The 21,227-nt window shown below is 65.9% G+C and carries 20 protein-coding genes; 5 read left to right on the top strand and 15 right to left on the bottom strand.

Features of this window, described 5'->3' with window-relative positions:
* Nucleotides 1–10 precede the first annotated feature (10 nt).
* The 9 genes from menB to NK1_RS06785 form a co-directional block, all read right to left on the bottom strand.
* Nucleotides 11–853 (bottom strand): 1,4-dihydroxy-2-naphthoyl-CoA synthase, encoded by an 843-nt coding sequence (gene menB, locus NK1_RS06825; protein WP_063007702.1) that lies wholly within the window; start codon nt 851–853, stop codon nt 11–13.
* Nucleotides 854–861: 8 nt separating this feature from the next.
* Nucleotides 862–1,620 (bottom strand): SDR family NAD(P)-dependent oxidoreductase, encoded by a 759-nt coding sequence (locus NK1_RS06820; protein WP_063007701.1) that lies wholly within the window; start codon nt 1,618–1,620, stop codon nt 862–864.
* Between the two features lie 53 nt (nt 1,621–1,673).
* The gene (locus tag NK1_RS06815; protein WP_063007700.1) at nt 1,674–2,903 is read right to left on the bottom strand and encodes an acetyl-CoA hydrolase/transferase family protein; all 1,230 of its coding nucleotides are present in this window, start codon (nt 2,901–2,903) and stop codon (nt 1,674–1,676) included.
* A complete protein-coding gene (locus NK1_RS06810) occupies nt 2,903–4,102 on the bottom strand; it encodes a thiolase family protein (protein ID WP_063007699.1) in 1,200 nt (399 codons plus the stop codon). The genes NK1_RS06815 and NK1_RS06810 overlap by 1 nt, the downstream gene beginning before the upstream one ends.
* A 1-nt stretch (nt 4,103) precedes the next feature.
* Nucleotides 4,104–4,901 carry an SDR family NAD(P)-dependent oxidoreductase gene (locus NK1_RS06805; RefSeq protein ID WP_063007698.1) on the bottom strand — a complete coding sequence of 266 codons (798 nt, stop codon included), beginning with the start codon at nt 4,899–4,901 and terminating at the stop codon, nt 4,104–4,106.
* Nucleotides 4,901–6,067 carry an acyl-CoA dehydrogenase family protein gene (locus NK1_RS06800; RefSeq protein WP_063007697.1) on the bottom strand — a complete coding sequence of 389 codons (1,167 nt, stop codon included), beginning with the start codon at nt 6,065–6,067 and terminating at the stop codon, nt 4,901–4,903. The genes NK1_RS06805 and NK1_RS06800 overlap by 1 nt, the downstream gene beginning before the upstream one ends.
* Nucleotides 6,068–6,129: 62 nt before the next feature.
* Nucleotides 6,130–7,197 carry an acyl-CoA dehydrogenase family protein gene (locus NK1_RS06795; RefSeq protein ID WP_063007696.1) on the bottom strand — a complete coding sequence of 356 codons (1,068 nt, stop codon included), beginning with the start codon at nt 7,195–7,197 and terminating at the stop codon, nt 6,130–6,132.
* A 10-nt stretch (nt 7,198–7,207) separates the two neighbouring features.
* On the bottom strand, nt 7,208–9,160 hold the full coding sequence (locus NK1_RS06790) for an AMP-binding protein (protein WP_063007695.1): 1,953 nt from the start codon (nt 9,158–9,160) through the stop codon (nt 7,208–7,210).
* Nucleotides 9,161–9,173: 13 nt separating this feature from the next.
* Nucleotides 9,174–10,361, bottom strand: coding sequence for an acyl-CoA dehydrogenase family protein (locus tag NK1_RS06785; protein WP_063007772.1), 1,188 nt, complete (start codon nt 10,359–10,361; stop codon nt 9,174–9,176).
* 67 nt (nt 10,362–10,428) lie between these two features.
* On the opposite strand from NK1_RS06785, the gene NK1_RS06780 reads away from it, so the two are divergent.
* Nucleotides 10,429–10,890, top strand: a complete 462-nt coding sequence (locus NK1_RS06780) for an FAS1-like dehydratase domain-containing protein (RefSeq protein WP_063001607.1) — start codon at nt 10,429–10,431, stop codon at nt 10,888–10,890.
* Nucleotides 10,890–11,303: a MaoC family dehydratase gene (locus tag NK1_RS06775; protein WP_063007694.1), complete on the top strand. Its 414-nt coding sequence runs from the start codon at nt 10,890–10,892 to the stop codon at nt 11,301–11,303. The genes NK1_RS06780 and NK1_RS06775 overlap by 1 nt, the downstream gene beginning before the upstream one ends.
* Before the next feature lie 591 nt (nt 11,304–11,894).
* Here the strand turns inward: NK1_RS06775 and NK1_RS06770 are convergent.
* The 5 genes from NK1_RS06770 to NK1_RS06750 form a co-directional block, all read right to left on the bottom strand.
* Nucleotides 11,895–12,872 carry a quinone oxidoreductase family protein gene (locus NK1_RS06770; protein WP_063007693.1) on the bottom strand — a complete coding sequence of 326 codons (978 nt, stop codon included), beginning with the start codon at nt 12,870–12,872 and terminating at the stop codon, nt 11,895–11,897.
* Nucleotides 12,872–13,444, bottom strand: a complete 573-nt coding sequence (locus NK1_RS06765) for a PaaI family thioesterase (protein ID WP_369689802.1) — start codon at nt 13,442–13,444, stop codon at nt 12,872–12,874. The genes NK1_RS06770 and NK1_RS06765 overlap by 1 nt, the downstream gene beginning before the upstream one ends.
* 218 nt (nt 13,445–13,662) lie before the next feature.
* The gene (locus NK1_RS06760) at nt 13,663–15,354 is read right to left on the bottom strand and encodes an AMP-binding protein (protein WP_063007771.1); all 1,692 of its coding nucleotides are present in this window, start codon (nt 15,352–15,354) and stop codon (nt 13,663–13,665) included.
* 314 nt (nt 15,355–15,668) lie between these two features.
* Complete coding sequence (locus NK1_RS06755; protein ID WP_084460642.1) at nt 15,669–16,559, bottom strand: HpcH/HpaI aldolase/citrate lyase family protein; 891 nt, start codon at nt 16,557–16,559, stop codon at nt 15,669–15,671.
* Nucleotides 16,556–17,008, bottom strand: a complete 453-nt coding sequence (locus NK1_RS06750; protein ID WP_063001721.1) for a MaoC family dehydratase — start codon at nt 17,006–17,008, stop codon at nt 16,556–16,558. The genes NK1_RS06755 and NK1_RS06750 overlap by 4 nt, the downstream gene beginning before the upstream one ends.
* A gap of 131 nt (nt 17,009–17,139) precedes the next feature.
* Here NK1_RS06750 and NK1_RS06745 point away from each other — a divergent pair, with 131 nt between their 5' ends.
* Together NK1_RS06745 and NK1_RS06740 are read left to right on the top strand one after the other, a co-directional pair.
* Nucleotides 17,140–18,408, top strand: coding sequence for a helix-turn-helix transcriptional regulator (locus NK1_RS06745; protein WP_245660375.1), 1,269 nt, complete (start codon nt 17,140–17,142; stop codon nt 18,406–18,408).
* Nucleotides 18,405–19,388: a helix-turn-helix transcriptional regulator gene (locus NK1_RS06740; protein WP_063007690.1), complete on the top strand. Its 984-nt coding sequence runs from the start codon at nt 18,405–18,407 to the stop codon at nt 19,386–19,388. Before NK1_RS06745 ends, NK1_RS06740 begins: the two co-directional genes overlap by 4 nt.
* On the opposite strand, the gene NK1_RS06735 is transcribed toward NK1_RS06740, so the two are convergent.
* Nucleotides 19,354–19,677: a 2Fe-2S iron-sulfur cluster-binding protein gene (locus NK1_RS06735; protein ID WP_063001613.1), complete on the bottom strand. Its 324-nt coding sequence runs from the start codon at nt 19,675–19,677 to the stop codon at nt 19,354–19,356. The two genes, NK1_RS06740 and NK1_RS06735, sit on opposite strands and share 35 nt — an antisense overlap.
* A gap of 225 nt (nt 19,678–19,902) precedes the next feature.
* Here NK1_RS06735 and NK1_RS06730 point away from each other — a divergent pair, with 225 nt between their 5' ends.
* Nucleotides 19,903–21,225, top strand: a complete 1,323-nt coding sequence (locus NK1_RS06730; protein ID WP_063007689.1) for a cytochrome P450 — start codon at nt 19,903–19,905, stop codon at nt 21,223–21,225.
* The last annotated feature ends 2 nt before the right edge of the window (nt 21,226–21,227 follow it).

Here is a 21,227-nt window from a genome sequence, read left to right as displayed (position 1 = left end):
TCTCGCTCTGTCAGGCCCGGCGCGGAAACCGATCGAACTCCGGCCGCCGCTTGGCTTTGAACGCCTCCCGGCCTTCCTTCGCCTCCTCGGTGGCGTAGAACAGCAGATTGGTGTCGTGTGCGAGCTGCTGAATTCCGGCCAGGCCGTCCTCGGCAGCGTGGAAACTCGCCTTCATCAGCCGCAACGCCATCGGTGACAGTTCCATCATCCGCCGGCACCACGCGAGCGTCTCCGACTCCAGGTCGGCGAGGGGCACGACGGTGTTGACCAGGCCCATCTCCAGCGCCTGCGCGGCGTCGTACTGACGGCAGAGAAACCAGATCTCCTTGGCCTTACGCACACCGACCATATCGGCCAGCAGTCCGGCGCCGAATCCGCCGTCGAACGAGCCGACCTTCGGCCCGACCTGACCGAGACGCGCATTGTCGGCGGCGATGGTCAGATCACAGACGATCTGCAACACGTGCCCACCACCGACGGCGTAACCGGCGACCATGGCGACGACCGGTTTCGGCAACCGGCGAATCTGCACCTGCAGATCCGTCACGTGGAAGCGGCCCACCGCGCCCGGATTCTCCGGATCGGTGAGATAGCCCGTATCGCCGCGCACGCGCTGATCGCCGCCGGAGCAGAATGCCTTGTCGCCCTCTCCGGTGAGGACGATGACTCCGATCGACGGATCCTCGCGGGCATGGGTGAGCGCGTCGGAGATCTCCACCAGGGTCTGCGGCCGAAAAGCGTTGTGTACCCCCGGCCGGCAGATGGTGATCTTCGCGATGCCGTCCGCAGTCCGTGAGTAGTCGACATCCTCGTAACGACGGACCGTCGACCACTCCCCCGTGGTGTCGCCCACCGCGGACCTCACGCCATGGTCAGGCCGCCACTGACCGATAGGGTCTGGCCGGTGATGTAGCCGGTCTCGTCGGAGGCGAAGAACGCGACGGCCGCGGCGATGTCGGACGGCAGCGCCAGCCGCTTCATCGGCACCGCACGGGTCATGCCGCCCAGCACCTTGTCGGCGTCCTGACCGGAGTTGTTCGCGAATTTGCGCAGTGCCGGGGTGTCGGTCGGCCCGGGGCACACGGTGTTGACCGTGACGCCCTTGGTTGCGACCTCGCGGGCGAGGGTCTTGGTGAAGGCGATGATGCCGCCCTTGGCGCCCGAGTACACGGCCTCGAGCGACGACCCGACCCGGCCCGCATCGGAACCGATATTGATCACACGACCGAAGCCGCGCTCGATCATGCCCGGAACCACGGTGTGGTTGACCCGCAGCGCGCCCTTGAAGTTGATGTCGAGGATCTTGTCCCAGAACGATTCGTCGGTGTCGAGGAACTTCATGAAGTCGTCCCAGCCGGCGTTGTTGACGGCGATCTCGACCGGTCCGAAGCTGTCGGTGACCTGCTGCACCGCGGCCTTCACCGAGTCGGTGTCGGTGACGTCGATCGGCACCGCGATCGCCTGGCCGCCGGCGGAGACGATTTCCTTCGCGGTATGCTGTGCCACTTCATGATTGAGATCGGCGACGGCAACGCGGAAGCCCGCCTCGCCGAGTTTGCGCGAGATGCCCTCGCCGATTCCCTGGGCGCCGCCGGTGACGAGCGCTACGCGATTGCTCATGGGTGTCGATCCTTTCGATGAAAGATGTTAGATGACAGTTGTTTTCGATGACCTCAGGACGCCAGGCGCGCCGCGCTCGCGAGTTCGTCGCGAAACTCCGGAGCGGCGACATCGATCAAGCGGCGCCGGCGCTCCGCCAGCGGTTGCCCGCGCAGATGTGCGACACCGTGCTCGGTGACGACGCAGTCGACGTCGGCGCGCGCGGTGGTGACCACACCTTCATCGAGCCCGAATTTGATCGACGAGCGTCCGCGCATGGTCGAGCGCAGCGCGATGATCGATCGCTTCCCGGTCAGCGCGGCGGCGCGGGCGAAGTCGACCTGACCGCCCACCGCGCCCAGATACGTGCCGCGGCTCATCTCCGCGCCGACCTGCCCGGTCAGGTCCACTTCGATCGCGAAGTTGACCGCGACGAGCGCGTCGAGCTGCGACAGCACCTGCGGCGCATGGGTATAGCTGGTCGGCCGGAACCGCACGGGCAGTTCGGCGATCCGGGCGTACATGTCGGCCGACCCCAAAGCGGTTCCGGCTACCGACAATCCGGTATCGATCGGCTTGCGCCCGCCGGTGATCACGCCCTTGTCGATGAGCGTCAGCACCCCGTCTGTGATCATGCCGGTGTGCACGCCGAGATCGCGGTGACCGGCCAGCGCGTCGAAAACAGCCGCCCCGAGGGAACCGATGCCCACCTGCAGTGTGTCGCCGTCGTCGACCAGTCCGGCGATATGCGCGGCGATGACGCGGTCGGCATCGCTTGCGGGACGGCGCGCCTCCTGCTGCAGCGGACGGTCGGTCTCACACGTGGCCGCGAAGCGGCTCAACGGGATTCGCGGTGAACCGGGCACGGCGGGCATCTGCTTGTTGATCTCCGCGAACAGCAGCGGCGTATGGCCGATCGCGTCGGCCATGTAGTCGACGCCGATGCCCAGCGAACACATGCCGTCGCGGTCCGGCGGTGATACCTGCACGAGCCCGGCATCGCACGGCAGCCGGTGCTCGGCGAACATCCGGGGCAGTGCCGAATAGTGACACGGTACGACCTCGAGCTGGTCGGTGGCGCCGAGTTCGCGCAACGCACCCAAGCCGCCGTAGGACACCATCGTGTCGGTCGGCGAGATCGCCTGCGCCAGTTGGTCGTTCCAGCTCAATCCGGTGAACAGGCGCAGCGGCCCGAGTGCGGGAGCCTGGGCGAGCAGCTGATCGACGAGTGGGCGTGGCTCGGCGGCGGCCTGGCTCCACCACACCCCCATGTCCCGTCGCAGCAGCCCGCCGAAGTCGACCATCAGTTCTCCCGCTCGATGAGCGTTCCGGTGCCCAGCCCGCCGCCGCAGCACATGGTCACCAGGCCGAGCCGGCTGTCGCGGCGTTCCATCTCCGCGAGAATGGTCGCGATCAGCCGAGATCCGGTGGCGCCCACCGCATGTCCCAGCGCGATCGCGCCGCCGTTGACGTTGACACGGTCCATATCGGGCTTCAACTCGCGCTGCCAGGCGAGCACGACGGAGGAAAACGCCTCGTTCACTTCGAAAAGATCGATATCGGCGACGGTCAGGCCGTTTCGCTCCAGCAGCTTGCGCGTCGCCGGGATCGGGCCGGTCAGCATGATGATCGGATCCACTCCGACGGTGGTCTGATCCGCGATCCGCGCACGGATACGCAAACCGTGCCGCCGCGCGGCCTCGCGCGTGCACAGCAGCACCGCCGCCGCGCTGTCGCAGATGGGACTCGACGTGCCGGCGGTGATCCTGCCGTTCTCGCTGCGGAAGACCGGCTTCAGCTTGCCCAGCGTCTCGAGCGAGGTTCCCAGCCGGACGGTCTGGTCGCCGGTGCGGATCTCACCGTCGAGTTCCAGCTTCACCATCTCGTCGTCGAATCGTCCGGCGGCGATAGCCTCGGTGGCGAGAGCATGCGACCGTACCGCGAATTCGTCCATCTCGGTACGCGAGATGTCCCAGCGTTCGGCGATCAGTTCCGCGCTCTCGCCCTGGGCGACGAAGTCGTAGCGCTCGCGCAGCGCGGCAGGCCAGGGGTCACCGTAGAGTTCGCTGATCTTGGCGGGCGAATTCATCGGCACATGTCCCATATGCTCGACGCCGCCCGCGATCACGATGTCGTGCACGCCCGAAGACACCAGGGCCGCGGCGAAATTCACGGCGGTCTGCGCGGATCCGCAGCGACGATCCAGGGTGGTCGCGGGAACCTCGGCCGGATAGCCGGCCTGCAACCACGCATTGCGGCCGATATTGCGGGACTGCTCACCGAACGGCGCGGTGCACCCGATGACCAGATCCTCCACCGCCGCCGGGTCCAGACCGGTGCGTCCGATCAGTTCCTGGTAGCAGGACGCGAGCATCGAATTGGGATGGATGTCGCGGAACCATCCCTTCTCGGGATGTGATCTGCCGATCGGGGTGCGTACCGCCTCGGCGATGACGACCTCGCGCCCCGACGTCGCGAACGGACCGGATACTCGTGCACTCATCTCAGATCACCGTTCCGCCGTCGACCGGCAGCACCTGGCCGGTGATGTAGCCGGCCGCGCTCGACGCCAGGAATACGAAAGTGGGCGCGATCTCGTCGGGATAAGCCCAGCGCCCCAGGGGAATTCGCGCCAGTGTCGTCGCGGCGAGTTTCTCGTTGCTGCGGATGTTCTCGGTCATCGCGGTCGCCGCGAGCGGCGCCACCGCGTTCACGGTGATCGACTGCTTGGCCAGCTCGCGGGCCAGTGATTTGGTGAGCCCGACGACGGCGGCCTTGGCGGCACCGTAGTTCGCCTGCCCGATCGTTCCGGTCAATCCCGCGGCGGAGGTCACGTTGATAATGCGGCCGGTTCCGTCCTGGGCGAGGTAATCCAGCGCCGCGTGGCTGCAGTGATAGCTACCCATGAGGTGGGTGTCGAGCACCTTGCGGAAGCGGTCCTCGTCCATGTTGGGGAACATCGCGGGTGCGATCACCCCGGCGTTGTTCACCAGGATGTTGAGCTTTCCGTTGCCGAGGCGGGCAGCTGCGGCGACCGCGTCGCGGGCGTTGTCACCGTCGCACACATCCAGCGTGAACGGCTCCGCGACGCCGCCGGCCTTCGTGATGCGCTCGCTCACCGCGGCGGCCGCGTCCTTGTTGATATCGGTCACCAGGACCGAGGCTCCCGCCGCGGCGAATGCCTCGGCGACGGCTGCTCCCACCCCACCGCCCGCGCCGGTCACCAGAGCGGTACGGCCGTCGAGGCCGAACACCTCGATACCGGGTGCGGCGGTGGGGGTTTCGACTGGCTGGTCGGTCATCAGTAGCTCCTCGGGAGGCCGAGCACGTGGGAACCCAGGAAGTTCAGGATCATCTCCTGACTGATGGGTGCGATGCGGGTCAGACGCGCTTCGCGGAAGTAGCGGGCCACGTTGTATTCTTCGGAGTAGCCCATGCCGCCGTGGGTCTGCAGGGCACGGTCGGCCGCTTCGAAACCCGCGTCGGCGCACAGGTATTTGGCGGTGTTGGCCTCGCGGCCGCACGATTTGCCGTTGTCGTAGAGCCAGGTGGCTTTGCGCAGCATCAGTTCCGCCGCGTCGAGGCGGGCGAGCGAGTCGGCGAGGGGGAACTGGATGCCCTGGTTCTTGCCGATCTGGCGGCCGAACACCTCACGGTCGTTGCCGTAGCGCACACCGGCGCGCAGCGCGGCCCGCCCGATGCCCAGCGCTTCGGCCGCGACCAGCATCCGTTCGGGATTGAGCCCGTCGAGGATGTAGGTGAAACCTTTACCCTCTTCGCCGACCCGGTCCTCGACGGGGATCTCGAGATTGTCGATGAAAAGCTCGTTGGAGGTCACCGCATTGCGGCCCATCTTCTTGATGGGACGGATGTCCACCCGGTCGCGATCGAGATCGGTGAGAAACAGCGTCATGCCGTCGGTTTTGCGTGGCGAATCCTCGAACTTCTGGGTGCGGGTCAGCAGCAGAATCTTCTCCGACTCCACCGCCTTGGAAATCCAGACCTTGCGTCCGTTGACGATGTACTTGTCGCCCTCGCGCCGGGCGAAGGTGGTGATCTTCGTGGTGTCGAGGCCGGCGCCTGGTTCGGTCACGCCGAAGCACACGTGCAGATCGCCGCTCACGATGCGTGGCAGCGTGCGCTGCTTGAGCTCTTCGCTGCCGTGCACGATCACCGGATGCATACCGAAGATCGACAGGTGCATCGAGCTGGCGCCGTTCATCCCGGCACCGGAGGCGGCCACCTGTTCCAGCAGAAGCGAGGCCTCGGTGATGCCGTATCCGTGTCCGCCGTACTCCTCGGGCGTGGTGATCCCCAGCCAGCCGCCCTGGGCGAACGCGTTGTAGAACTCCGTCGGGAATTCGTGCTTCTCGTCCTTCTCCTGCCAGTACTGGTCGTTGAACTTGGCCGCCAGTTCGGCGACCGCGTCACGAATCGTGACTTGATCCTCTGTCAGTTGGAAATCCACGCCCGTACTCCATCCATCAATTAAGCCAACTATACCAATGGACTGACCAAAAGTTGCAAGTGTCAGCCTTGCCGGACCGGCTCGTCCAGCAGCGCCGCCGCGATGCGCTCGTTCCAGACCGGCGGCGGGCCGAACAGCGTGCGGTCGAGTTTGGCGCGCTTGTAGAACAGGTGCAGATCGTGTTCCCAGGTGTATCCGATCGCGCCGTGCACGGTGAGTGCCGATTCCGCGAGGTCGGCCACCGTCCGGGTCACCTGAGCCTTGGCGACCGCGGCGATGGTCGCGGCGTCGTCGATTCCCGCGTCGAGCGCGGCCGCGGCGTACAGCGCTGTCGAGTACGACGCCTCCACCGTCACCAGCATCTGCGCCGCCGCATGCTTGACCGCCTGGAACGAGCCGATGAACTGCCCGAATTGCTTGCGCTGCTTGCTGTATTCGACGGCGAGTTCGAGCATGCGCTCGGCGCTGCCCAGCGCATCGGCGGCCACCAGCACCCCGGCCAGCGTCGTGGTCCGCGACAGCGACGCCTCGTCCGCGGGAACGGTGTCGAGGATCGGTGCGGCGGTGAACTCGACGGTGGCCGCGTCGCGCGAACGGTCGAGCAGACGGTCTTCTCCGATTGCGGCACTGGCGGCCGAAACACGCGCTAAGCCGAGCCCTTCCGGTCCTGTCACCGGTACAACGAACACATCTGTCCCGCGGGCGCCGACGACGTGGCGGACGGTTCCGGTGAGCCTAACGCCCTGCGCGACCAGCGGCTCGAAGGCCGGTACACGGTCGGCACGGATTGCCAGGGTGAATCGCTTCGCGCCGGCAAGCTGGTCGCCCAGTTCCTGCCGGGTGAGCGACGGCGCGACGAGGGCGGCCGCCAGCCACCGCGAGTCGGGCACCGCCGCGCGGCCGAATTCCCGTGCGGCCAAGGCCAACTCGAGGACTCCGCCACCTTCTCCCGAGACTTCCTCGGGGTAGCCGACACCCCACCAGCCCTCTTTGATCAGAGCTTCGGTGAACCGATCCGGATCCTCGCCGGCCTGCAGTTTCCGCACGGCCTCGGTCGGGAATTTCGCCGTGAGCCACTCGCGCAGGGATGCGGCGAACAGTTCCTGTTCCTCGGACAGTTCCCAATGCATCGCTTGCTCCTCAGTTGGTCCTCGTGCGATGCACGACATCTCGTATGGCGGTCACGGCCTCGGGATTCTCGGCGCTCGAGAGGTCGCCGGGGTCGGTTCCGATGGCCGCGGCACGCACCGCGCGCCGCAGGATCTTGGCGGAGCGGGTCTTCGGCAGGGCCTCCACCGTCCACACCTTCGCCGGGGCGAACGGTTTCCCCACACCTTCGGCGACGAGTGTGCGCAGCTCGTCGGACACCCCTTCGATGTCGGCGCCCTTGCGCGGAACCCAGAACGCCCAGACGCATTCACCCTTCTTGGGGTCCGGGATGCCGACGGCGGCGGCCTCCGCGACCGCGGGGTGGGTGGTCAGCACGGACTCCACTTCGGCCGGTGCCAGCCGCTTGCCCGCGACGTTCATCACGTCGTCGGAGCGGCCGAGGATGTACCACTGGCCGTCGTCATCCACGCGGGCGTAGTCGCCGTGGCACCAGATGCCGGGGAAGGTGGACCAGTAGGACTCGAGATAGCGCTCCCGGTCGTGCCACACGCCGCGGGTCATCGCCGGCCACGGTTGCCGGCAGACGAGCTCACCGATGCTGCCGCGCAACGAGTTTCCGGTGTCGTCGACGACATCGACATCCATGCCCAGCGACGGACCGCCGAGTGAACAGCTCGGAATCGGTTCCACCGGGTAGGGCGCCAGGAACGAGCCGCCGACCTCGGTGCCGCCGGAGAAGTTGATCACCGGGACCCGGCCGCCGAAAACCGTCTCGGCGAGCCAGTCGTAGGAATCGGGATCCCACGGCTCACCGGTGGATCCGAGAACGCGCACCGAACTCAGGTCGCGGGTCGCGATCTCGGCGGGCGATGTCGACTTGAGCGCACGGATCAGGGTCGGCGATACGCCGAGCATCGTGATGTGGTGGCGCTGCACGAGATCCCACAGCCGGCAGGTGTCCGGTACATCGGGGGAACCCTCGTAGAGCAGCAGCGTCGCGCCGTTGGCGTGGGTGCCGAAGGCCGCCAGCGGACCCATCACCCAGCCCATGTCGGTGATCCAGCAGAAGGTGTCGCCCGCGTTGATATCGAAGGAGTAGGCCACCTCGGTGGCGACCTTGATCGTGAATCCGGCGTGCGTGTGGACCGCGCCCTTGGGCTTGCCGGTCGTACCGGAGGTGTAGCCGAGCATCAGCGTCTGCATGGTCGGGAACGGGCGGAACTCGTACGGCGCGACGTCGGGTCCGACCAGCGAGCTCCATGCCGTGGCCGCGATATCCATACCGGCGAAATCTACTGTGCCACCGATATTTTCGACCGTGATGACCGAACGCACCGACGGCGTCTGTGCGAGCGCCTTGGTGAGCTCGTCCGCCATGCCGACCTTGCGGCCGCGGCGAATCGTGCCGTCCGCGACGAAGACCGCCTTGACCTGCGCGTCGTTCAGGCGCGAGGCGATGGCGGGCGCGGCGAAGCCGGAGAACAGCGGGACGATGATCGCTCCGATTCCCGCCGCGGCATAGCAGGCGACCACGGCCTCGGGGATCATCGGCAGGTAGATGGCCACCGCGTCGCCCTCGCCGATGCCCAGCTCGGTCAGACCGGTCGCGACCCGGCCGACCTGTTCGGCGAGTTCGCCGTAGGTGATCGTGTGGACCGACTGGTCCTCGGCCTCGTGCACGATCGCCGCCCGGTCGGCGTTGTCACCGAGCCAGCGGGTGATACACGCATGGACCGCGTTGAAGGTGCCGCCGACGAACCAGTCCGGGAATTCGACCCCGTTCGACAGGTCCAGAACCGAGTCGTACGGTGTCGCGAACGGGATGCCCAGGTCGGTCACCGCTGCATCCCAGTACCAGGACACATCCGCCGTCGATCGCCGCCGCAGTTCGTCGATCGAATCGATGCCGTGCCCACGCGCCAATCGCAGGACGTTCGCGTGCTCGAGGTAGTCCGGTGTCGGATTCCACACGTAGGTGCTCATCGTGCAGCCTTTCTCAACCGCGGGGCATTCCGAGCACACGCTCGGCAGCGATGTTGCGTTGGATGAACGTCGATCCGCCGGCGATGGCGGTTCCGCGTGCCTGATAGGCCAGCCGCAGCCAGCGCTGCTGGTCGGCGTCCGCGTCCTCGTCGTCCTCGGCCAGGCCGAATTGGCCACCGAATTCGGTCAATTCGAGGCCGAAGTCCGCGATGTCCTCGACCAAGGGGCAGAAAAACAATTTCCCGATCGAGGTGACCGGCCCCGGGGGTTGTCCGGACGCGGCGCCGGTGATGACTCGCTGGCCGATCAGATAGTGGGTCAGCGCGCGGCCGTAGAGGTCGGCGATGCGGTGGCGGATCTCGGACTTGCCGCTCAGCGGATTGCCATCGTCATCGGAGTTCCGCTTGACCTGTGCGATCAGGTCCTCGACCGCGCGCGTGGTGTTGACTCGTCCGGTCGCGATGCCGACGCGCTCGAACGCCAGCGTCCCCATGGCGACCTTCCAGCCGCCGTCGACCGCACCGACCACCGCCTCGTCGGGGAGGAAGACGTCGTCGAGGAACACCTCGTTGAACTCCGCCTCGCCCAGCATGTGCGCGAGCGGGCGCACCGTCACACCCGGCGACGACATCGGCAGCAGGAAGTACGTGATGCCCCGGTGCCGATCGCCGCCGCCGGTGCGGGCCAGCAGGATCGCGTTGTCGGCGATCTGCGCGCGTGAGGTCCAGATCTTCTGTCCCTGAATCTTCCAGCCGCCCTCGACCTTGGTCGCCTTGGTGCGCAGGGAGGCCAGGTCGGATCCGGATTCCGGTTCGGAGAACAGCTGGCACCAGATCTCGTCGCCGGTCAGAATCGGCTCCAGGTACCGCCGCTTCTGCTCGTCGTTGCCGAAGGCGACGATCGTCGGGCCCGCGAAGTCCTCACCGATGATGTTCAGCCGCTCCGGCGCGCCCGCGCGGTCCATCTCCTCGTTGAAGATGGCCTTGGTCTTGGCATCGGCGCCCGCGCCGCCGAACTCGGCCGGCCACGACAGACCGGCGAAGCCGGCGGCGAAAAGCTTGCGCTGCCACACCGACCAGAACGCGCGCTTGTCCTCGAGCCGCGCCGGTTCCGGCCACGGCAAACTCGGCAGGGTCTCGGTCAGCCAGTCACGAATGCGCGTTCGGAATCGCGCCTCGTCCGGCGAATCACTCAGATCCATCTGCACCTCCACGTGTTTACGGACCAACGTTACAATAGGTCAGACCAAAAAATCCAGGAGGTACCCCATGACGAGCCCCACGGCTCGGCAGCTACCGGCCGGCAGCGTCCTCGACGTCGCGTCGTTCGAGGTGGAAGCCGGGAAGATCAGGGAATTCGCCACAGCCACCCACGCGCTCGATCCGGTCCACACCGACACCGAGGCCGCGACCGCAGCCGGATTCACCAACCTCCCGGCGACCCCGACCCATGTGGTCGTCGCCGGCCATCACCGAAACCAGCAACAATTCGTCCGCGACCTCGGACTCGCGATCGAACGCGTGGTGGTGGGATCAGTTGAATGGCACTACATCCGCCCGCCGGTCGTCGGCGACCGCCTCACCGGGACGCGGCGCGTCGTCGACGACACCACGAAGGAGGGCAAACGCGGCGGCACGATGCGCCTGGTCACCCTGGAAACCGAATGGATCGACAGCGCGGGTGACCGCGTGCTCACCCAACGCGAAGTCCTGATCGAAAGAGGCGCATGATGACCCGCACCCCCGTCACCCTGCTACCGGGCGCGCAACTGGAATCCCGCCGCATCGGCCCGATCACCCAGACGGATATCGTCCGATTCGCCGGCGCCGGTGGGGATTTCAACCCGCTGCACCACGACCCCGACTACGCGATCCGAGCCGGCCTGCCCGGAGTCATCTCGATGGGCCAGATGCAGGCCGGCATGCTCGCCGCCTGGGTTTCCGACCTGGTTCACATCGAGCACCTGATCTCGTACTCCGTGCGGTTCGCCTCCCCCTTGCGCATCGGAGAAACGATCGACCTCGGAGGTCAGGTCGATTCGATCGATGCGGCAGCTGGCGTCGCGACGCTGTCTCTGCACGCGAAATCCGATGAGCGGGTGGTTGTCACGGGTGTTGCTCGCGTGCGAACCACAGTGTCGTGATCCGCTGTGCCTGAACTACTCCGTTCGTCTTGTGCTCAATCTTCCCGATGAGCGGCGCACTCCCCCAAGGAAGTCGAGCACCGAAACGCCTTGGGGGACACAGCGGCCCCGGGCCGTGAGGGCTCTGGCGTCGGAGCCGCCGTTGCAATGGCCGATGGTGAACCTCGCCCGGTGTGGTCTCGGATAGCGGGGGTCGGGTTGTCGGAACGCGATTCCATGGGCCAGCTCACGCGCTGCACAAACTTTTCTTGCAAACTTCCACGAAGAATGCGGGAAGCGGGCTGTTGCAAAATGCGCCGAAGGCTCGATAGTGACGTCACAGCGGGACACCAAACGACCTTCCTTGGGACGCGATATTGCGTCTGCTGGCCGGCTGTACCTGTGCTCCAAGTCATGGCAGAAACCCGCCCGTATTTTGCAACAGCCCGGAAGCCTCAAAAGTCGGCGAGGTTTGCACAATTGATTCGGCGATACCGGTCCGACAAGTTCGCCCGCAAAGCAGCGCCAGAACCGCGGCGCATTGCTCGGGCCGTGCGCCCGCTGGCCGGCCGAGGTGCCGACCGCCGCCAGTAACTCACCACGCGGTTGCCTCTATGGAACCAGCACGATTTTGCCGATTGCGTCGCCCGCCTCCAGATGACGATGGGCCTGTGCGGCGTCGTCCAGCGAATAGGTGGCGGCAATGGTCGGCGCGGACACGGCGCCGGTGGAGACGAGGTTCAGCAGACCGCGGAAATCGCCCGGGCCGCCCATGGTCGTGCCGAGGAGGCTGTATTGGCCGAAGAAGAAGCGGCGGACGTCCATGGTCACGTGTTCGGCGACGTTGGCGCCGAGAACCACCACACGCCCGCCGGGCCGAAGGGCTTCGACCGACCTGTCCCACAGGCCGACCGGGTCGAGGATGACGTCGAACCCATTTCCGTCCGGGGACAGCGCTTTTGCCTCTTTCGGCCAGTCGTCGCCGGTATGCAGAACCCCGCCGGCGGCGCCGCTGTTGCGGGCTCGGGCCAGCTTCTCCTCCGACGATGCCGTCACGAATGTCTGGGCGCCGAGGGCCGTCGCCAGCGACAATGCCATCGTCGCGACTCCGCCTCCGGCGCCGATGATGAGCAGCGATTCCCCGGCGCTCAGGCCGGCCCGGGTCACCAGGGCACGGTAGGACGTCACGCCCACGAGCGGTAGCGCAGCTGCCTCTTCCCAGGAGTAGCCTGTCGGTTTGGGGGCCAGGCATTGCTCGGGGACGCAGACCCGTTCGGCATAGGTTCCCGGCACGTGGTCGCCCAGGATCTCGAAATCGGCCGCGGGTGCGTCGTGGCGATCGCCCCAGAACAGCGAGGGGAGGATGACCACCTCCTCGCCGGTGTCAGTGCGTACGCCGGCGCCGTCCGCTCCAGGAGTGTGTGGCAGCGGCGAACGATACTGCCCGCGACGTACCAGCACGTCGTGCCAGTTGAGCGCGCTCGCACGCAATTCGACTGTGACCCAACCTTTGCGGGCGGTCGGCTCGTCGACCTCACCGAACACCAACTGCTCAGGACCGCCGAAGTCCGACATCACGATCGCTTTCATCAGATCTCCCGCTGTACGGTCACGGTCGCCTCGGCGCACGTCTTGCCCGACGCGTTCACGGCGACCACTCGAACCACCGCGAGAGAGCGACCGCGGTGGACTACTTCGGCACGGAAGGTCGTGGTGTCATTCGCGTCGCCCGGCCGGACGAAGACCATATCGATGCTTGTGGTCCGCAGACTTCCGTCGGCTTCGAGCGCCGACATGGCGACGAATTCCGCTCCGCAGAGCAGGATTCCGCCGTGCACATTGCCGATGCCGTTGGCAGCGAAAGCCGACGCGGGCAATTCCATGATGCCGCAAGCCGTTTCACGAACGCCCAAGGCATCGCGGATAGAGACACCGTCCACGGGAGCATCGAACTCCACGGCGGGGTCCGTGGGCGGCCCGTCGACCGTCAGCAGGTGCGAGCGTTGGGTGATCAAGGCGATGACCGTGCCGGCAGCGTCGGTCACCATGCCACGAGTCGTCCCGCCGCGATCGTCACTGCCGATCAATTCACCCGTCACCGCGAGCAGCGATCCGTCCATCGGCGGATCAGCGAGCAGATCGAGCCGGATCCCGAGACTCACGGGCCATCTATCCCACGCCGATGCCGCCGCGACGATGTATCCCGTGACATCATCGAGCGGCACCGCAAGCGCGGCCCGGCTGACACCGCCAACTGGATCCCGCAACCAGGGACCCGACTCGACCGCCATTTCCGCGCGGTCCGACGACAGACCGATCGGCCGCACACGCACCAGCGCCTCAGCGCCACTGATCAGAAATTCGGGCGTGCAGGCCGAACTCAACGGGCACCCGCGGCTGTCGGCTGGTTCAGCTCGGCGGCGACCCGCATCCGCAGCAGGTGCTTCTGGATCTTTCCGGTCGCGGTCATCGGCAGCTCGTCGATGGCGATGACCCGTTCGGGCGTCTTCTGAATGGCGACGCCACGATCGGTGAGATAGGTGCGCAACTGCTCGACGGTCGGCGGGGTGTGCCCTTCCTTGGTGACCACATAGCAACACACCTTCTCACCCAGCTTCTCATCCGGCATCCCCACCACGGCGAGCGCGAGCAGATCGGGGTGGTCGGCCAGCTTGTCCTCGACCTCGCGGACACTGATGTTCATGCCGCCGCGAATCACGATGTCCTTGGTACGGCCGGTAACTCGCACATAGCCTTGTTCGTCCATCACCCCGAGATCGCCGGAACGCGAGAACCCGTCGGGAGTGAACAGCTCAGCTGTCTCCTCCGGGCGATTGAGGTACTCGATCATGTGTTCCGGACCGCGATAGGCGATATCACCCTCGGCTCCGCGCGGCAGCTCGTTCCCGTCGGGACCGACGACGCGAACCTCCGAGCCGGGCAGCGCGGTGCCGTCGGAGGTGATGGCCCGCTGCGGATCTCCATTGATGCGGCACGTCGTCGTCGACAGGTTCTCGCTGCGACCGTACAGCGAGAGCACATTCGTACTCGGCAGCTTGGCCTTGGCGTTCTCGACGACCGCCGCCGGGATCGGCGAACCGGCGCATACCCACACCCGCAGCGACGACAGGTCGAACTCTGGGTGTTCCTCGGCTGCCGCGACCAGGGTCTGCAGGAAAGTGGTCGCGGTGACCGCCGCTGTGCAGCCGAACTTCTCGATCTCGGCCAGGCCCCGTTCCGGATTCCACTCCGCCATCAGGTGCGAGGACGCACCCGCGACCAGTGGGATCAGCACACTGGTCACCAGACCGGTCGTGTGCGTGATCGGTGAGGGCCCGAACTGCACATCCGCCTCGGTGTGCCCGAACGCCACACACAGGGCGCGCGCGCCGGAGGCGTAGGTGTTGAAGGTGTGCAAGCAGCCTTTCGGGCGCGAGGTCGTGCCCGAGGTGTAGACGATGAGGAACGGATCGTCCGGGTGCACGCGCAGATCGAGGGCCGCGTCGACGCTCGCGCAATCATCAGCGGCGATCAGGTCCTCGAGCACCGTGATTCCGCGTTCGGCCAGCGCGTCGCGCGCGTCCTCGGGGGCGCGCACGGCGACGATCGACTCGAGGGTGTCGGAATCCTTGCGGATCTCCTCGAACATCGACAGATAGTCGAACCCTTTGAACTGCGCCGGTGCGATCGCCATCCGGATCGAGGCGTCCGACACCACATGCGACACCTCGTCCTTGCGGTAGATCGGCATGATCGGCACCATCACCGCACCGATCCGCGCGAGCGCCGCCGCGACCAGCACGAAGGCGGCCCAGTTCGGAAGTTGAACCGCCACACGGTCGCCCGTGCGGACACCCCGGCGGTGCAGGCCCAGCGCCAGGCGCTGCGAGGTGTCGTAGAGCTCGGCGAAGGTGAGGGCGTATGTGCCGTCGGTGATGAACACCTTGTCCGGATTCGCCTCGGCGCGTGAGCGCAGCAACTCGGTGAAGTTGACGTCGGCCCACTGCCCGGTCGCGTAGAACTCCTCGATCTGCGCCTGGGTGTATCGGCCGAGATTCCGCTCGCTCGTCATGGTGTCCATCCTCTATCAGTATGTCCCGCGCTTCGTCCAAAGGTTAGAATGGTTGGACCGAATAGCGCAAGCATTTATCATAGTGAAGGTCTCGAATGAAGGACTGTTTTCGCTGCACAGCGCAGGTATCCAACCGAAGAAATAGGCAAAACGGTCACAGCGACGCTCCGCGCCCAGCCATGGAACGCATGATGATGCCGATCACACCGGGGTCCGCTGCCGCGGTGTGATCGGCTCGCATGTTCGCTGCCGGCAAGACGGTGAAACGGCGGCAGCGGTGGGGCGGAGGACATGCCGCCGGCGACCGACCGGGCTCAGGATTCTCGGGTGTGGCCCGCCAGAGCGAGCACTCGCTCGGCCTGCTTCAGATGCGGCAGATCGAGCATCTTTCCGTCCAGCGCAACGGTTCCCACATCCTCGGCGAACGCGTCCACGACCCGCCGGGCGTGGTTCACCTCGTCGCTCGTCGGAGTGAACGCGGCATTGATGGCGTCGACCTGGCCCGGATGGATCGCGATCCTGCCACTGAATCCTTCGGCGCGGGCGCGACGGCACGATTCCGCGAGCCCCTGGGTGTCGCGGATGTCCACATACAGCGTCTCGACGGCCTCGACATCGGCCGCCCGCGCGGCCATCAACGCCAGCGAACGCACGATTCGATAGGTGACCGCCCACTCCCCGGTTGGCTCGAGATTCGTGGAGGCGCCCAACGCCGCGCTCAAATCCTCTGCACCCCAAGTCAATCCGTACAACCGCGCGATCCCGGCGTCGGCGAAATCGCCCAGCCGGAACGGCGCGCGGGCCGTCTCGGTGGCCACCGGCAGCAGCCGGATACTGCCCGCCGGAAGTCCGTGGGCGCACTCGAGCGCCTCGAGGTAGTGATGGACGCGTACGACGTCGGCGGGTCCGTCGATCTTCGGAATCATGATCCCGGCAGGCCCCGCGGCGACGACCGCGGCCAGATCCGCCAGCGCATGCTCGGTTCCGAGCGGATTCATCCGCACCCATAGTTGCGGCCCGTGTGCGGAGCCGGATTCGGCGCTGAGGAATTCCGCGACCAGCTGCCGGGCCATCGGTTTCCGGCTCGCGCTGACGGCGTCTTCGAGGTCCAAAATCACCGCATCGGCCGGCGAATCGGCGATCTTGCCCATCTTTCGCTCGCTGTCGCCGGGGACGAACAGGAACGATCGGATCGGCGCGTTCACTGCGGCTTCCTCCGTTGCAGACCCGATCGCTTACACGAAGCGACCAGTTCGTCGCGCTGGTTGAACGCTTGATGCAAGAACACGACGATTCCCTGATCCGGTCGCGACTTGGAGTCGCGCAGTTCCAGGACTTCCGTCACCACGTGCAGGGTGTCGCCGTGGAATACCGGCTTGGGAAAGCGCACCTCGTCCCAGCCCAGATTGGCGACCGCCGTCCCCAGCGTGGTGTCGCCGACCGAGATCCCGACCATCAGCCCCAGCGTGAACGCGCTGTTCACGATCCGCTGACCGAACTGCGTCCCCTGCATGTACTCCTCGTCGAGGTGCAGCAGCGCCGGATTGTGCGTCATCGCCGTGAACAACACGTTGTCCGTCTCGGTGACCGTGCGCCGAATCGCATGCTCGAACCTCTGCCCCACCGACAACTCGTCGAACCACACACCAGCCACGTTGCCTACCTCCATATCGCCGTAACTGTTATATGGTACGACCATATTATTGGAAGGGTCAATGCCCCGCGTTCCAGCACTCGAGTAGAGGGGCGAAGGCCGACCGAATCTCGGAGTCGACGCTCCCCACATTGGATCAACCGGCATATTCGGACATACCATATACATGGTATTTTGTGCTTTGGGTCACACGGCGTCGTCGTCGACGAATACCGCCGCACGTCGGTGATCTCATTGCGCAAGGAGTGACAGTGACTGTGCAGTCAGCAACGACGCGGACTCGCCCGGGAAGCGACGCCCATGTCGCCGAACAAGCCTTCACGCGACTACTGGAGTTGCTCGGTCCGGATCCCGAGCTGCTGCGGTTGCAGGACTTCAATCCGAGCCTGTCGCTGGTGCGCGACTACGCCAGTCGTGCGCTGCGCATCGGCTTGCCCGCCCCCGAGGTGACCGCCGAGGTCGCGACGATCCTGATGACGGTCGACAAGGCCATACGGGCGGACATCGCCCGCCGCATTCACGTGCACAGCAAGCAGTTCGGCGGCCTGACTCGCGTGGTGCGGGCGATCGACAGTGCTCGCGATGCGTCGCTGTCGAGCGTGCTGACCAGCGAGTTGTGCACCGCCTTGGGCTACGGCAAGGCGATGTACTCGGTGGTCTCGGGGTCGCATTGGTCACCGGTATCGGTCTCGGTGAATCCGGAACTGGGTCATGACTATGATCCGCTGGTCGCCGCGGTCGACGGCCGGTCGATCCCCTTGCGCGATGCGCCTCGGGAGGCGGAGCTGGTCCGGCGCCGTCGCTCGTATTCGGTGGGGCCCGCCGAGGTCAACCGGCACACGTATCGGCCGCTGCTGGACCTGAGCCGCCCGGCGGGCTATCTCGCGGTACCCGTCGTAGTCGCGAATCGAGCGGTCGCGATCGTCCATGTCGACCGTCACGACAATGACCTGAACGAGGCGGATTTCCATCTGATCACCACCTTGGCGCAGGCGTGTGCGCTGTCGGCCGAATCGGCGCAATTGCGTGCGTCGATCACCGAACAGAATCGCCGCACCACGGAGGATTTGAACAAACTTCAGCGCGCGCTGCGCGAGCTAGAGGACACGAAGGTCGCGTTCGACGACCTCGAGGGCAAGCCTGTCGCGCGTTCGACGGAACTCGAATTTGCCACGCGCGCAACACGTTACCCCACAGCGCTCACTGCCCGTGAGCGCGATGTGCTGGCACTGATCGCCAGTGGCGCCACCAACGGCGCGATTTCGCGACAATTGTGCATTTCCGACGGCACCGTGAAATCGCATGTGCAACGCATCTTCAAAAAGATCGGCGTCAGCACCAGAGCCGAAGCCGCCGCCCTCTACGCCGGCCACCGGTCGCCGCCAGGACTTTCGGCATGAGCGGATCCGGGCCGCAGGAGGCGGCGGAGCGTGACCCCGCAGGCCGGGACGCGCAGGATGTCGAGCCGACCGCCGACGCACTCATCGCCGCGATGAGAACGGCGTCAGGCCCTCGCTTGACCGAACTCGGTAGCCAACTCGCCGAGCGCCTCGAACGAGAACAAGCGTTGCGCGACAACGAGATCGACGAGCTTCGCCGCGCGGCTCAGCGCCTCGACCGGGCGGTCGCGGACCTTACCGATGCCTCGTCGGGCACCGTACTACTTCGACGTGCATGCGCGGCATTGGCGGATATCTGCTCCGCCGAGCGGGTGCTGGCCTCCAGTATTGAGGCCGATCGAGCCGTGCCGGTCGCGACGTACGAGTCCGGTGACGCGGCGGCGATCCCGGCGGACTACCCGCTGCTTCCCGGATCGGCGGAGTCGCGCGTCGTCACTGGCGGGGGCGCACCGCTGACCGGCCGGCCGGTGGCGGCGCTGAGGCATCTGTTCCCCCAGGACTGCACGATCATGGCCGTCACCGTCGGCGACACGCCCGCTCTGATCGTTCATGTGGCGGGAACATTCGATGCGGCACAGCATGATTCGACCACGCTGTTGCTGGAGGTGCTCGGCGGATGCCTGCGACGGCTGGGCCTGGCCGCGCGCAGAACCCGGCAGCTCGAGCTTCTTCGATCGAGTGTTGTCGCACGCGAGGGTCACACCGATGTCCCGGCGGGGCAGGCGGTACGAGAGTCCACACCGCCCGCTCCCCCATGGATGGAACCGTTGACCGAACGGGAGAGCGAAGTATTGCGACTGATACTCACGGGCTCGTCCAATACCGCGATCGCCAACGAATTGGTCATCACCGTCGATACAGTGAAATCGCATGTCAAACGGATACTGCGAAAGTTGGGGGCGACCAACCGCAGTGTATTGATCGCCCGCCATTCCGCTGGATCTCTCACGAACCATTCGATTGCGCCACCGTCACGGTGATCGGCTCCATCTCCGCATTCAGCACCAGCTGACAGGCCAGCCGGGAGCAACTGCGCGCCCCGTCGAGGAATTCGAGCAGATCCTGCTCCTCCATGGACGGCTCGCCGAACGCCGCGGCGGACTCATCCTCCACATATACATGGCAGGTGGCGCACGAACAGCTTCCGCCGCATTCGGCGACGATGCCCGGCAGGTTGTTTCGCACGGAGCCGTCCATCACCGTCTGGCCGGCGGGAACGTCGACCGAATGGGCCGTGCCGTCGGGCAGTCGATAGACAACGGTGGGCATGGGGTCCTCCTCCGAAAGGTGAAACGCTGCTTACCAGCGATTCCAGTCTGCGAAGCGCGAAGGTGGGCAGACATCCCCACGACGGTCGATCAACATCGGCCATCGGGGTGATTCCCGCGCCGCAAATCCCCCTTTCTGCCGACACTGTTCCGGCATCGGTGTGATGTGACTCACCTGTCCCGCTGCCACGCTGGGTACCACTTCCCGATCGAGCGAGGAGAGACAATGAGCACCACGGAGCAGGCCACCGAGTTGATCCCGGACACCATCGCCCGGCAGATCGTGCTTCCCGAGGGCCACCGTGACAACGACGCGCTGTTCGAGGCCTACCGCTGGCTGCGGGAGAACAATCCGCTCGGCCGCGCGGTCGTCGAGGGCTACGACCCGCTGTGGCTTGTCAGCAAGCACGCCGACCTCATGGAGATCGAACGCCAGCCCGACATCTTCACCAGCGCGGGCGGCGAGGACAAGGGGTCGGTCAATCCGATCCTGGCCAATCAGGCCGGCGACGCGTTCACCAAGAGCATCAACAACGGCAGTCTGCGGATCCTGGAAACCCTCACCTACCTCGATCCGCCGGAACACACCGAGATCAAAGATATTGCGCTGGACTGGTTTCGGCCGCAGAACCTGGCGCAGTGGGAATCGGTGATCCGTGAGCTGGCCAAGTCCGCGGTGGCGCGGCTGCTCGAGACCGACGGGCGTATCGACTTCGTCAAGGACTTCGCGCTGCAGTATCCACTGCACGTGATCATGAGCCTGTTCGGCGTGCCGGAAAGCGATGAGCCCAAGATGATGTCGCTGACTCAGGAATTTTTCGGCACCGCCGATCCGGACGCGGCCCGCACCGATGTCGAACCGCTGAGCCCGGATGCCGCAGCCCGCCAGTGGGTGGCGACGATTCAGGACTTCTTCGCGTATTTCGAAGCGCTGCTTCAGGATCGGCGCACGAATCCGCGCGACGATCTCGCGACCGTGATCGCATCGGCCCGCAATGCCGACGGCGAGTACTACAAGAACGAGGTCTACTACGGCTATTTCATCGCCATCGCGACCGCCGGCCACGACACCACCTCCAGTACCCTCGCAGGCGGTCTGCTCGAGTTGGCCCGTCACCCGGACCAGCTCGAACTCGTCCGCAACGATCTGTCGCTGGTTCCGCACCTGGTCAATGAGTCGCTGCGGTGGGCCTCGCCGGTGAAGCACTTCATGCGCATGGCGACGCAGAATTACACCCTGCGAGGGCGCGAGATTCACGCCGGTGACCGCTTCATGCTGCTGTATCAGTCCGGCAACCGGGACGCCGACGCCAACCCGGATCCGGACCGCTTCGACCTGACCCGGCGGCCCAACAGGCACATCGCCTTCGGCTACGGCCCGCACATGTGCATCGGGCAGCATCTGGCCAAGCTCGAACTGCGCGTCATGTTCGAAGAGCTACTGCCGCGGGTGAAGTCGATTACTCCGACCGGAGATACGCGGTTCATCCAGACCAATTTCGTCGGCGGGCTCAAGAATATGCCCGTGGCGATCGAGTTCGACCGGTAATG

This window comes from Nocardia kruczakiae NBRC 101016 (assembly GCF_001612965.1).
Lineage (GTDB): Bacteria > Actinomycetota > Actinomycetes > Mycobacteriales > Mycobacteriaceae > Nocardia > Nocardia kruczakiae.
This window is presented reverse-complemented; position numbering and strand designations above follow the sequence as displayed.